We start from the raw sequence: 12,144 nt of genomic DNA, 5'->3' as shown, positions 1-12,144 counted from the left end.
CTTGGTTTAATTTTTCAAAATCTGATAGGCAATCAGTGCTACCGTATACGCAAATCCGCTCATGAAGACCAACTGGATTGCCGGCCATTTCCAGGAATTGGTTTCTTTTTTGGTCACGGCCAAAGTACTCATACATTGCATCGCAAAAGCATAAAACAGCAATAAGGAAACTCCGGAAGCTAAATTGAATAGCTTTTCTCCCGTTACCGGATGCACTTCCGCAGACAATTTGTTGCGTATAGTCGTGTCCTGGTCGTCCGAATCCTGAATACTGTAAATGGTTGCCAAAGTCCCTACGAATACTTCTCTTGCCGCAAAAGAAGAAACGATGGCGATCCCTATTTTCCAATCATAACCCAGCGGCGAAATAACCGGTTCTATCGATTTCCCAATCAAGCCGATATAGGAGTTTTCCAGTTTATAAGAAGCGATTTTACCTTCAATATTGGTCCCTGAAACATTTTCTTTGGCAACGATCTGTTCGGCGTTTTTAAAATTTTCCCCTGGTCCGTATGAAGCCAGGAACCACAATACGATAGAAATGGCTAAAATCATTTTCCCGGCACCAAAAACAAAAGATTTCGTTTTTTCGACCACATTGATCGCCACATTTTTGATCATCGGTAATTTATAATTGGGCATTTCTACCACAAAATAGGTTTTAGATTGAATTTTTAAAACCTTGTGAAGCACCCAGGCAGAAAACAAAGCCATTCCAAAGCCCAGCAAATACAACAGCATTAATGTCAGCCCTTGCAAATTGAAGATCCCAAAAAGCCTTTTGTTCGGGATTACCAATGAAATAATGATTGCGTACACCGGCAAACGGGCAGAACAGGTAGTAAAAGGCGTCACCAAAATCGTAATCAGCCTTTCTTTCCAGTTTTCAATATTACGCGTGGCCATAATAGCCGGAATGGCGCAGGCTGTCCCTGAAATAAGAGGTACGACACTTTTTCCGGACAAGCCAAATTTACGCATCGTTTTGTCCATCAGGAAAACGACACGGCTCATATAACCGCTTTCTTCCAATATGGATATGAACAGGAACAGGAAGGCAATTTGCGGGATGAAAATAACAATCCCTCCCAATCCCGGGATGATTCCCTGTACGATCAGGTTGGTTAAAATCCCGGCCGGCAAAACCGATTCCGCCCAGGAACTTAAAGAAGCAAATGAGGTATCGATAAAATCCATCGGGATATTGGACCAATCAAAGATAGATTGGAAAATTACCATCAGGATCAGGAAGAAAACCACATACCCGAAAACTTTATGGATCAGTATCCTGTCGAGTTTGCTGCGCAGGTCTTTGGCAGAAGCCAAATCGATGGTTTGCCCTTCTTTGAGCACATTATTGATAAACTGATAGCGTTTGATGGTTTCTTTCTGCTGCAGCCTTTTTAAATCGTCTTTCGACTTGGCAAAAGAAGAATTGTGCAGTTCGTTCCGGTTCAGGTTGGCAAAATTGACATCCTGTGTGATCACCAGCCATAATTTATAAAGAGGCTGATTCGGGAAGGCTTTGCGCAAACTGTCAAAATAAGCCACATCAATGCTGGAAGCGTTTAACGAAGGCTCGGTAGTGATGTTCTTGTAATTGACGATCAGGTTTTTCAACTCTTCGATACCTTCTCCCTTGCGGGAACTGATTAAGGCAATTTTGGTCTTGAGTTGTTTTTCCAGATAAGGAATATCGAGTGAAATCCCTTTGTAACTCATCCTGTCTGACATATTGATGACCAGGATGGTCGGGATTTCGAGGTCTTTTATTTGGGTAAACAGCAGTAGGTTCCGCTTGAGGTTTTCCACTTCGGTCACCACAATGGCAACATCCGGATAATCCTTGTCGTTTTTGTTCAATAACAGTTCGATGACCACGTTTTCATCAAGGGAACTGGCATTCAGGCTATAGGTCCCGGGCAAATCCAGGATGGTGGCTTTAAGGTTTGAGGCTAATTTGCAAACGCCCACTTTTTTTTCCACCGTGATCCCGGGATAATTCCCTACCTGCTGGTTGAGCCCTGTAAGTTGGTTGAAAACAGATGTTTTTCCTGTATTTGGATTCCCGATCAAGGCAATATTGATATTCCCAACTTTCATTAATTTTAGCTTTTTGAGTTAGGAATTTCCACCTGGATGGCTGAAGCCGTTTCCAAGCGGATGGCAAGGTAAGAGTCGTTTACATTCAAATACAAAGGATCCCCAAAAGGGGCAACCTGCAGCAATTGCACTTCATTCCCGGGCAAACAGCCCATTTCCAATAATTTTAACGGAATCAGATCGATATTAAAATCATCAATAATCCCCTTCTGCCCTATTTGTAATTGCGCTAAACTAACTTTCACTTATTTAGATTGAATTAAGATTGCAAAATTAGCCATAAAAAATGACAAACCTAATTTTCCGAAAGATTAATGATTTTCACAAAGAAAGTTAATGTCTTCCAAGAGCTTTTTCACTTCTTCCAACTTTGTCCCGTCATAAAAACCTCTTACTCTTCTTTTTTGGTCGACCAAAACAAAATTTTCGGTGTGTACCATGTCGTAAAGTTCTTCCGGTTTTCCTGTTTTTACGGCCAGGTACGATTTGCGGGCGATGTAGTAAATGTCTTTTTTGTTGCCCGTTACCAGGTTCCATTTGGCATCAATCACTCCTTTGCTTTTAGCGTAGGCTTTCAAAACCGAAACACTGTCAATTTCCGGGGTAACCGAATGCGAAAGCAGCATGACCTTCGGATTGTTCTTGATGTGTTCCTGGAGCCAGGCCATGTTGTTGGTCATCATCGGGCAGATGCTTTGGCAGGTAGTGAAGAAGAAATCAGCCACATACACCTTTCCTTCATAATCTTTTTGCGTAATGGTTTTCCCGTTTTGGTTGGTAAAGGCAAAATCTGCAATTACATGGTTGTTTGCCACATACTGTATGGTCGTGTCCACCAATTCCGGATTTACCATTGACGGCGTGTAGATTGGCAAGGATTTGGCCGGTTTCAAAACCATGTAAAAAGACGTAATGATAACAACCGATAATATAGAAAGTACGATGAAGAGGATTTTAAACCTTTTTAGAAAAGTCAACATAACCATTTATTTTTGCAAAGGTACAATTACAATCCCAAAAATGAGAAAAAGCACAGGAATACAAAATGTTAAAAAAAAATTTCTGGTTCCTTATATTTATAAATTTGGCAAATCGTTGTAACATTTTCAATTTTCAGGACACATATATTCTTAAACCAAAACGCAATAAAACGATACTAACAATGAAAAAGAACATTATAACAGCAGGTTCGCTGGCTGTCTTTTCGCTTTTCAGCTTGACAGTGACGGCCCAACAGGCAAAGAAAAATCCGGGGATCAACCTGGATTTGATGGATAAATCCGTAAAACCCGGCGATGATTTCTTCCGGTTTGTAAACGGAACATGGTTTGACAAAACACAAATCCCGGCAGACCGCGTGCGTTGGGGAAGTTTTGACGAACTGCGCCAAAATACGGATAACGATGCATTGGCCATTTTAAAAGAAGCCGCAGCCAATAAAAACCTGGATCCAAAATCAGACCAGGCAAAAGCAGTGAATGTCTACAAAACCTACATGGATACCATTTCCAGGAACAAGCTGGGCATCACGCCATTAAAACCTTACCTGGCTAAAATCAATGCGGTAAAAAACATCCAGGACGTCAACAAACTGCTGATGGAAATCGAAGCAGACGGCGGCGGTTTAGGATTTTACGGAGTTGGAATCGGCCCTGATGCCAAAAACAGCAACCGCAATGTAGTTAATATCGGAACCGGAAGCTTAGGTTTGCCTGACAGGGATTATTATGTTTCCGACGAAAAAGATTCAAAAGAAAAACGCGAAAAATATGTGGCGCACGTAGCCCGTATGTTCCAATTTTTAGGGGAAACTCCGGCTGAAGCCAAAAGCCATGCCGATAAAGTACTCGCATTGGAAATTGAAATGGCAAAACCAAGACTGGACAGGGTAGAACGCCGCGACCGTAGGAAAACCTACAATCCGATGACAGTAGCCGATTTGCAAAAATTGACTCCTTCTGTAAACTGGAATACTTATTTAAACGGTGTTGGAATTGGGAAAATCGATTCTCTTATCGTGTCCCAGCCAAAATACATGACTGCCTTGGAAGATATTTTCAAAGCAAACAAAATCGAGGACTGGAAAGCGTATATGCGTTGGACATTGCTGAACCAATCTTCTGATATCTTAACTACCGACATCGAAAAAGCCAGCTGGGATTTTTACAGCAAGACCTTGCAAGGTGCCTTGAAACAACGTCCAAGGGAAGAAAGAGCCTTACAGGTTGTAAACGGAACCGTTGGTGAGGCTTTAGGGAAATTATACGTAGAGAAAAAATTCCCGGCTGAAGCCAAAGCCAAAGCCAAAGCCATGATCGAAAACGTATTTTTGGCCTTTGAAAACCGGATCAACAATTTGGCCTGGATGACTCCAGAAACCAGAAAGGGAGCTATCGATAAATTACGAAAATCGACAATCAAAATCGGTTATCCTGATAAATGGAAAGACTATTCCAAATTAGAAATCAAAGGAACAGCGCAAGGCGGTACCTATTTCGAAAACATGAAAAACGTATCCAAATGGGATTTTGCCAAAGATCTTGAAGACCTGAAAAAACCGGTAGATAAAACACGTTGGGGCATGTCTCCGCAAACGGTAAACGCATATTACAACCCTTCTTACAACGAAATTGTTTTCCCTGCAGCTATCCTGCAACCGCCTTTTTATGATTATAAAGCGGACGATGCTGTAAATTATGGTGGAATCGGAGCGGTAATCGGTCATGAAATCTCTCATGGTTTTGACGATTCCGGCGCCCGTTACAATGCTGAAGGAAACTTGGTAAACTGGTGGACCGATGCTGATTTAAAACAATTCACGACATTGGGTGATGCTTTTGCGGCACAATACAGTGCTTTGGAACCACTTCCTGGAACATTTGTAGACGGTAAATTTACCTTAGGTGAAAACATTGGTGACCTTGGTGGAATCAACTCTGCTTATGACGGATTGCAAATTGCCTTGAGAAAAAACGGAAGCCCTGGATTAATCGACGGATATACTCCTGAGCAGCGTTTCTTTATTTCATGGGGAACAATCTGGCGTTCAAAAATGAGGGATGAAGCTATCAAGAATCAAGTAAAAACAGATCCTCATACTCCTGGAATGTACCGTGCTTATGTGCCTTTATTGAATGTAGATGCATTCTACCAGGCCTTCGGAATCAAAGAAGGAGACAAATTATACGTAAAACCGGAAAAAAGGGTGAAAATCTGGTAATCTTGGTTTCAACAATTAAAAAGGCGCAGTTTGCGCCTTTTTTTATTTCTTCCGAATAGATTTATTGACCAAATATACGCCCAGCAATGTCACGCTTCCGCCGGTTATGATCATTACCGTCAGCGGTTCATTGAAAATAACCGAACCCAGGATCACCGCCACGATCGGATTGATATATGCATACACACTGCTCACTTCGGCCGGCAAATGCTGCAAGGCATAAATAAAGGCTATAAATGTAAATACCGAACCGAAAACCACCAAATAGGCAATGGCCCACCAGGACCCGGCAGGAATCTGGGCCAAATTGATCGAAGTCCCTGTGGCTCCGGTATACGCAAATAATAAAATACTGGAAATCAGCATTTGGAGCCCCAAACTAAAATACGGGTTAAAACTCGCCGCCTTTTTCTTCGTATACATACTTCCGAATGCCCAGGTAAGGGTAGCAATGACAGATAACAGGATCCCAAAGCGGAAATCCGGTTTCAGGAAATCGGCCAGGTAATCATAAAAAACCAGGCAAACTCCTGCAAAACTGATCAATAAACCTACTATTGCCCCTTTAGAAAGCCTTTCTCCCTTAAAAAAACTGATAACCACGATCCATAAAGGGAAAACCGCGCCGATAATAGCGCCAAGACCGCTGGAAATGTATTTCACTCCCCAGGTGCTGAGCCCGTTGCTCAAAACAAAATTCAGGATGCTCAGTATTAAAATGGTTTTCCATTGCTTGCCTTTCGGCCAAGGTGTTTTTTTGTATTGGAAAAAAGCAATGTAAATGGCGGCTCCGATAAACTGGCGGATGGCTGCCAATTGCAACGCCGGCATGTGCTTTACCCCTTCTTTCGAAGCCAGCCAGGTGGTTCCCCAAAAAAAACTGACCCAACACAATGCCAGCATGGGAAGGCCGATCGATTCGAGCCTGTTTTTGGTAGCATGGTGCAGTTTTGAGATTTTAGACACGTTATAATTGAGGTTTAATGAATGAATACCCTAAAACCTTCTCTGTCTTCTCTCCTGAAATCCATTTTCCCACCGAAGGTTTGTCAAAGGCAAAAGTAGGCAAAGCCAAATTCATTTGCATGGCTTTCTCGGTATAAAAAACGGAACGCTCCGGATGAAAGGGAGCAACCGCATTGAAAACTTCGCCAAAACAGTCTTTTTCAATAATGTTCAGGATAATCCCGATGCAATCCTCCAAATGGATCATATTGATGGGAGATTCGGGGTTTTCGAGGTTTTCTTTTCCGGCCAAATGTTTTACCGGATGCCTGTCTTTCCCGATAAGCCCTCCAAACCGAAGCACGGTCGTTTTGAAATTAAAATTCTCCTGCAGTATTTTTTCAGCGGCCAAAAGCTGCCTGCCGCTTTCCGTTGCGGGTTTGGGAAGCGTCGTTTCGGTCACGGCCGAATTGTCTTCGGCGTAGACCGAAATGGAACTTATAAAAAGCACTTTTGCAAGGCCTGATTTTTCGATATAAGGGACCAGGTTTTTTATTTTGGCTGTAAAATCGTCTTTGTTTTCGCTCCTTAATTTGGGCGGGATATCTATAATCAAAACATCCGATCCGGCGAGGAATTCCTTCATCTGCCCGACTATTGATTCCTTTTCGGCGGCTATCAAAAAAGGGCTGATGCCTCCAGCTGCCAAAACCGGGATTTTCTCTTGTGAAGTTGTCGATCCTTTTACCGAAAACCCTTCTGCAATGAATTTTTCTGCCAAGGGCAAACCCAGCCAGCCGCAACCCAAAATAGAAATCCGGGTGTTTTTTTTCTCTTCTCTTGCCATCAGTTATCTTTCTTTACCAATACAAATCCGTCATTTTCGATAGCCATATACCCCTGATCGTATAAAAAATAATACGTGTTCCCGGTCTTGGTTTGATAAATCGAAGTGAAAAAATCAAAATCGAAGCCTTTTCCCAACAATTTAGTCCGCGAAGTTTTTGCCTTTCCTTCAGGATTCAGTTCAGAAAGGATGCGGTAATTCTTGCGCAGTTTGTTGTTAATGTTGCGCATTAAATTCGTGCTATCCTTGTTTATTTTGTTATTATACGCATTGCGGCAACCGTCGCTGCAAAACTTTTTGTCTTCACGGCCCATGATTTTTTCGCCGCATTCCAAACATTGCTTCATACCTTACAGATTAAAAGTTCCTTTGTGCGACAAGGCCTGCCCAATGTGTGCCAAGTGATGCCTGCAATGCCAATCGTAAATCCCGAGGCTTTCTTTTATCGAAAACAAACGTTGGTGCTCCGGATGGAAATACATTTTGTCCCAATCGGACCCGGAAAGGCTCTCCAATAGCCGTGACCAACGCGCATGGACTCCTTCGATAATGCTAAGGGAGGCTTCGAGGTCATCGTCCTGTCCATCGGGAAGATTTGCCCAAAGCGATTCTTCATAAGGCCTTATGGTAGGGGCATTTTCAGTCAGTGTGAGTTTTAAACGGATAATACTGTTCATGTGGCTGTCGGCCAAATGGTGGACAACCTGCTTAATAGACCAGCCTTCGGGGCGGTATTTCCAGTTGCGTTCCTCTAACGAAAGCCCTGCGGTCAGGCTGCTCAATTGTTGCGGAAATTCTTTAATGGTAGCTTTCCATTGCACCAAATTTTCTTGGGTCACTTCCAAATGGTTGTCGAAATGGCCAATCGGGAATTTCAATTTTTCTATGTTTATGTCGTTTTGCATCTTTTGGTTTTTTAGTGCGAATCCTTCAAATATACTGAATTATTTTCCATTTACAAACGGTTACAAACAATTACAATCGAAAGTAAACGTATAATTACCGGATAAAATAACCTGCCTGCCGCAACTTTGCCTTACCGGAATCAAAAACCCGGGATCTTTTATAAACAGTAACATTTAAATTTTTACACGCCATGAATGCCATGAGAAACAAAGTACAATTAATCGGCCACGTAGGACAGGAGCCGGAAGTAAAAACAATCAACACTAAAAAAGTAGCCAATATTACCCTCGCTACCAATGATTTTTATTACAACGAAAAAGGAGAAAAGGTAGAACAAACCGAATGGCACCGGCTGACTGCTTGGGGCAAAACCGCAGAAATCATCGAAAAATTCGTAGCCAAGGGAAAAGAGATCGCCATTGAAGGAAAATTGACCCACAGAAGCTATGATGACAAAGACGGTATCAAACGTTACGCCACCGAAGTTGTGGTTCATGAAGTCCTGTTATTGAGCAAATAAACTACCCAAAACCGGGCCTTGTCCATTGCGCCAGGGCCTGTTTTGAAACTATTATTTCAATGAAACAAAGTGCAGGTTTTTTTCTTCTTCGGAAATTAATCAAACTCCTCTTATGAATTTGATCATTTTATAACATTTTAACGTTTATCCGTTAAAATACCATTGCTAAATTGTTATTTTTGGGAAAAATTTTCAACCCCATGAAAAAAATTACATACCTGCTGGTTTTCCTTTCGGCCCAAATAAGCTTTTGCCAAACGGACACCGAACATGATAAAATGGTCGAAGCTGAAATGAAATCGGCATCGGAGATGATGGCTGTAGCTGTAAATCCGAACACGCAAAATTATGATGTAACCTACAGCAAGCTGGAATTTACGGTAAATCCTAGCGTACTGAATGTTTCAGGGAAAGTTACCACTACGTTCAAGGCTTTGTCCAATATGAATACGGTTGTTTTCGATTTTTACAAAAAAGCATCCGGGGCCTTTACGATTTCTTCGGTAAAAAAAGACGGGGCTTCGCTGGCATTTTCCCACAACAGCACACACGAACTGGTTATCACGTTACCCGCTACGCTTACCGCAGGGAATTCGGCCACAATAGAAATCATTTACAGTGGGGTACCATCAACGCTAGAAGGTGCTTTCACCATTGGCTCGCATAACGGGAATCCTGTTTTGTGGACGCTTTCCGAACCTTTTGGCGCACGGGATTGGTGGCCTTGCAAACAAGATCTGAACGACAAAATAGACAACGGCATAGATGTTTACATTACCGCACCTTCGCAATATGTAAGTGTCGCAAATGGTATTGAACCTGAAGCACCGATAATCGTTGGCGCAAATAAAACCACGCATTTCCGGCATGGCTACCCTATTGCTGCTTATTTAGTGGCCATTGCCGTGACCAATTACCAGATTTTCAACCAACAGGGCGGCTTGGGAACGGCACAAAGCCCTTTTTTCCCGATCGTAAATTACATTTATCCGGAGGAATCTGCCACGACGCAAGCGAGTTTGGCGGTCACACCGGATATTATCAATTTCTACGAAACAAAATTCGGCCCCTATCCTTACCGAAATGAAAAATACGGCCATGCCCGCGCCAATTTGAGCGGCGGGATGGAGCATACGACAGTTTCATTTATGCAAAGCTGGTCCCGTGGATTAATTGCGCACGAAATGGGCCATCAGTGGTTTGGGGACAAAGTTACCTGTGGTTCCTGGAAAGATATCTGGCTAAACGAGGGCATAACGGAATACCTGTCCGGCCTTGTCGTGGAACAATTTGACGGACCAAGCGGTTTTGTGAGCTGGAAAGATGGAAAATCACTCAATGTGACTTCCGTTGCCAACGGAGCGGTTTACCTGACAGATGTGGAAGCGACAAATGTAGGAAGGATTTTCAGCAATAGGCTTACGTACAACAAAGGAGCCATGGTCACCCACATGCTGCGGTTCAAATTAGGAGATACAAATTTTTTCCAAGGGCTTCGTGATTACCTGAATGATCCAACCTTATCGTATGCTTATGCCGTCACACCTCAGTTCCAGGCACATCTGGAAACGGTTTTCGGAAGCAGCCTTCAGGAATTTTTCAATGATTGGGTTTACGGCCAGGGCTACCCTACTTATACCATCAATGCCCATAATTCGGCGCCAGGACAAGCTACAATCCAGATCAGCCAAACGCAGTCCGACCCGTCGGTATCTTTTTTCGAAATGCCGGTACCGGTAAGGTTAACCGGTGGCGCAGGGCAACAATTGGATGTGATCCTGAACAATACGGCTGATGCCCAAAGTTTTGTAGTCAACGTTCCTTTTGTGGTTACCGGAGTAGAATTCGACCCGAACAAAGACATCATTTCACGCAATAATACGGCGACATTGGGAATGGAAAATTTCAATCCTGAAGGAGCCATACAGTTATATCCGAATCCTGTTGCCGATGTCCTGACCATCAGTATCCCTGAAAGCTTTACCCTGGAAAAAGTGGTTTTATTCAATGCTTTGGGCCAAAAATCTTTGGAAACAAACCAGCTTGAGATTCCTGTTTCCCAACTGGCTCCGGGCATCTATGTTGCTGCTTTCGAAACTTCTAATGGTACTTTTCATAAAAAAATTATAAAAAAATAGTCAAATTATGATTCAGGCGTAAAAAGTAAGGTGAAAACCTTACTTTTGCTTTTTATACAAATTACTAAAATCAAAAAATGGATACTTTAATTCAAATAGGCCAAATCATATTTATACTTTCCGTTCTTGTAATCCTTCATGAATTCGGTCATTATATCCCAGCAAAATTATTCAAGGTTAGGGTTGAAAAATTCTACTTGTTTATGGATGCCGGGTTTTCCCTTTTCAAAAAGAAAATCAAGGATACGGAATGGGGAATCGGATGGTTGCCTATTGGCGGTTATGTGAAACTTTCCGGGATGATTGACGAAAGTATGGATAGCGAGCAAATGGCACAACCGGCACAACCGTGGGAATTCCGTTCCAAACCGGCTTGGCAGCGATTGATCATCATGCTTGGCGGTATTACCGTAAACATTTTATTGGCCTGGTTTTTATACACGATGATTTATACCTATTACGGGCAAAAATACGTCTCCACGAACGAATTGCAGAAAAACGGTTTGGCTTTTGGCGAAGTCGGCCAATCTGTAGGGTTTAAGAACGGGGACAAAATAATTTCCGTAGATGGCAAATTCCAGGAGAAATTCAACCGAATGGTCATTGACATCCTTTTAGGGGATAAAGTGGTCGTGGAAAGAAACGGGAAACAAGAAACATTGGTCCTGACCGACGAACATAAAAAAGAAATCCTGACCAAGGAAGGGCGAAACTTCATTGAGCCAAGGCTGGACAGCATTATCGTAGATTCTGTGATAAAAGGATCCAAAGCAAATCAGGCAGGATTGCTTAAAGGAGACCAGATTGTGGCGCTGAATGGCGTTAAAGTGGCTTATTTTGATGAATTGACTACCGAAATCAACAAGCATAAAAACGACTCTGTAAAAGTAAGTATTGTACGGAATGATGCTCCTATGACGCTCAATGCCGCTACAGACAAAGAAGGAAAATTAGGATTTTACAACAAACACCTGACTAAAGATGACCTGAAAAAGAGGTTTGAAACTGTAAACCACTTGACTTTCCTGCAAGCTATTCCTGTGGCAGTGGAAGAATCATACACGCAATTCATCTACAACATCAAGCAATTCAAACTATTGCTGAAACCAAAAACAGGCGCTTACAAGCAAGTTAAGAGCCCGATTGGTATCACAAGGCAATTGCCTACAGAATGGAACTGGGAATTTATCTGGGGTTTTACCGCTATCTTTTCGATAGGCCTGGCCTTTATGAATTTGCTTCCTATCCCTGGGCTTGATGGCGGCCATGCCATTTTTACCATTGCCGAGATGGTTACCGGAAAAACATTAAGTGTAAAAGCTGCAGAAAGAGTCCAAACTGTCGGAATGATTATCTTGCTGAGTTTAATGGCTTTAACTTTCGGTAAGGATATTTACGAATGGATCCTGGATGCGATTTCGAAAAAATAATTAAAAAAAGTGCGGAATTTATTTGTACAATCTAA

At 42.4% G+C, this 12,144-nt stretch carries 11 protein-coding genes; 4 read left to right on the top strand and 7 right to left on the bottom strand.

From position 1 onward, the window contains the following. Window positions 1–6: 6 nt before the first annotated feature. From feoB to E4635_RS10090, 3 genes are all read right to left on the bottom strand, one after another. Entirely contained in the window at window positions 7–2,103 is a 2,097-nt protein-coding gene (gene feoB, locus E4635_RS10100) for a ferrous iron transport protein B (RefSeq protein WP_135526532.1), read from the bottom strand. Window positions 2,104–2,108: 5 nt separating this feature from the next. After that, entirely contained in the window at window positions 2,109–2,348 is a 240-nt protein-coding gene (locus E4635_RS10095; RefSeq protein WP_135526531.1) for a FeoA family protein, read from the bottom strand. 66 nt (window positions 2,349–2,414) lie between these two features. Beyond that, window positions 2,415–3,083 (bottom strand): SCO family protein, encoded by a 669-nt coding sequence (locus E4635_RS10090; RefSeq protein WP_169630241.1) that lies wholly within the window; start codon window positions 3,081–3,083, stop codon window positions 2,415–2,417. Between the two features lie 182 nt (window positions 3,084–3,265). Here E4635_RS10090 and E4635_RS10085 point away from each other — a divergent pair, with 182 nt between their 5' ends. After that, on the top strand, window positions 3,266–5,323 hold the full coding sequence (locus tag E4635_RS10085; protein ID WP_135526528.1) for a M13 family metallopeptidase: 2,058 nt from the start codon (window positions 3,266–3,268) through the stop codon (window positions 5,321–5,323). A gap of 42 nt (window positions 5,324–5,365) precedes the next feature. On the opposite strand, the gene E4635_RS10080 is transcribed toward E4635_RS10085, so the two are convergent. The 4 genes from E4635_RS10080 to E4635_RS10065 form a co-directional block, all read right to left on the bottom strand. After that, window positions 5,366–6,226 (bottom strand): DMT family transporter, encoded by an 861-nt coding sequence (locus E4635_RS10080; RefSeq protein ID WP_135526824.1) that lies wholly within the window; start codon window positions 6,224–6,226, stop codon window positions 5,366–5,368. Between the two features lie 64 nt (window positions 6,227–6,290). Then, a complete protein-coding gene (locus E4635_RS10075) occupies window positions 6,291–7,115 on the bottom strand; it encodes an NAD(P)H-binding protein (RefSeq protein WP_135526527.1) in 825 nt (274 codons plus the stop codon). Beyond that, window positions 7,115–7,462 carry a hypothetical protein gene (locus E4635_RS10070; RefSeq protein ID WP_135526525.1) on the bottom strand — a complete coding sequence of 116 codons (348 nt, stop codon included), beginning with the start codon at window positions 7,460–7,462 and terminating at the stop codon, window positions 7,115–7,117. The genes E4635_RS10075 and E4635_RS10070 overlap by 1 nt, the downstream gene beginning before the upstream one ends. A 3-nt stretch (window positions 7,463–7,465) precedes the next feature. Continuing rightward, a complete protein-coding gene (locus E4635_RS10065) occupies window positions 7,466–8,020 on the bottom strand; it encodes a YfiT family bacillithiol transferase (RefSeq protein ID WP_135526524.1) in 555 nt (184 codons plus the stop codon). Window positions 8,021–8,211: 191 nt separating this feature from the next. Between E4635_RS10065 and E4635_RS10060 the strand changes: the two genes are divergently transcribed. The 3 genes from E4635_RS10060 to rseP all read left to right on the top strand — a co-directional run bounded on the left by E4635_RS10060 (window position 8,212) and on the right by rseP (window position 12,109). After that, window positions 8,212–8,541 (top strand): single-stranded DNA-binding protein, encoded by a 330-nt coding sequence (locus tag E4635_RS10060; protein ID WP_135526523.1) that lies wholly within the window; start codon window positions 8,212–8,214, stop codon window positions 8,539–8,541. Window positions 8,542–8,741: 200 nt separating this feature from the next. Then, window positions 8,742–10,679, top strand: coding sequence for a M1 family aminopeptidase (locus tag E4635_RS10055; protein ID WP_135526521.1), 1,938 nt, complete (start codon window positions 8,742–8,744; stop codon window positions 10,677–10,679). A gap of 77 nt (window positions 10,680–10,756) precedes the next feature. After that, complete coding sequence (rseP, locus tag E4635_RS10050) at window positions 10,757–12,109, top strand: RIP metalloprotease RseP (RefSeq protein WP_135526520.1); 1,353 nt, start codon at window positions 10,757–10,759, stop codon at window positions 12,107–12,109. The last annotated feature ends 35 nt before the right edge of the window (window positions 12,110–12,144 follow it).

The sequence above is a fragment of the Flavobacterium humi genome, assembly GCF_004745595.1.
GTDB lineage: Bacteria > Bacteroidota > Bacteroidia > Flavobacteriales > Flavobacteriaceae > Flavobacterium > Flavobacterium humi.
This window is presented reverse-complemented; position numbering and strand designations above follow the sequence as displayed.

Coding starts and splice junctions, on each gene's coding strand:
- E4635_RS10060 (WP_135526523.1), top strand. CDS start 8,212: ATGAATGCCATGAGAAACAAAGTACAATTAATCGGCCACGTAGGACAG.
- E4635_RS10055 (WP_135526521.1), top strand. CDS start 8,742: ATGAAAAAAATTACATACCTGCTGGTTTTCCTTTCGGCCCAAATAAGC.
- E4635_RS10065 (WP_135526524.1), bottom strand. CDS start 8,020: ATGCAAAACGACATAAACATAGAAAAATTGAAATTCCCGATTGGCCAT.
- E4635_RS10070 (WP_135526525.1), bottom strand. CDS start 7,462: ATGAAGCAATGTTTGGAATGCGGCGAAAAAATCATGGGCCGTGAAGAC.
- feoB (WP_135526532.1), bottom strand. CDS start 2,103: ATGAAAGTTGGGAATATCAATATTGCCTTGATCGGGAATCCAAATACA.
- E4635_RS10090 (WP_169630241.1), bottom strand. CDS start 3,083: ATGTTGACTTTTCTAAAAAGGTTTAAAATCCTCTTCATCGTACTTTCT.
- E4635_RS10085 (WP_135526528.1), top strand. CDS start 3,266: ATGAAAAAGAACATTATAACAGCAGGTTCGCTGGCTGTCTTTTCGCTT.
- E4635_RS10075 (WP_135526527.1), bottom strand. CDS start 7,115: ATGGCAAGAGAAGAGAAAAAAAACACCCGGATTTCTATTTTGGGTTGC.
- E4635_RS10080 (WP_135526824.1), bottom strand. CDS start 6,226: ATGCTGGCATTGTGTTGGGTCAGTTTTTTTTGGGGAACCACCTGGCTG.
- rseP (WP_135526520.1), top strand. CDS start 10,757: ATGGATACTTTAATTCAAATAGGCCAAATCATATTTATACTTTCCGTT.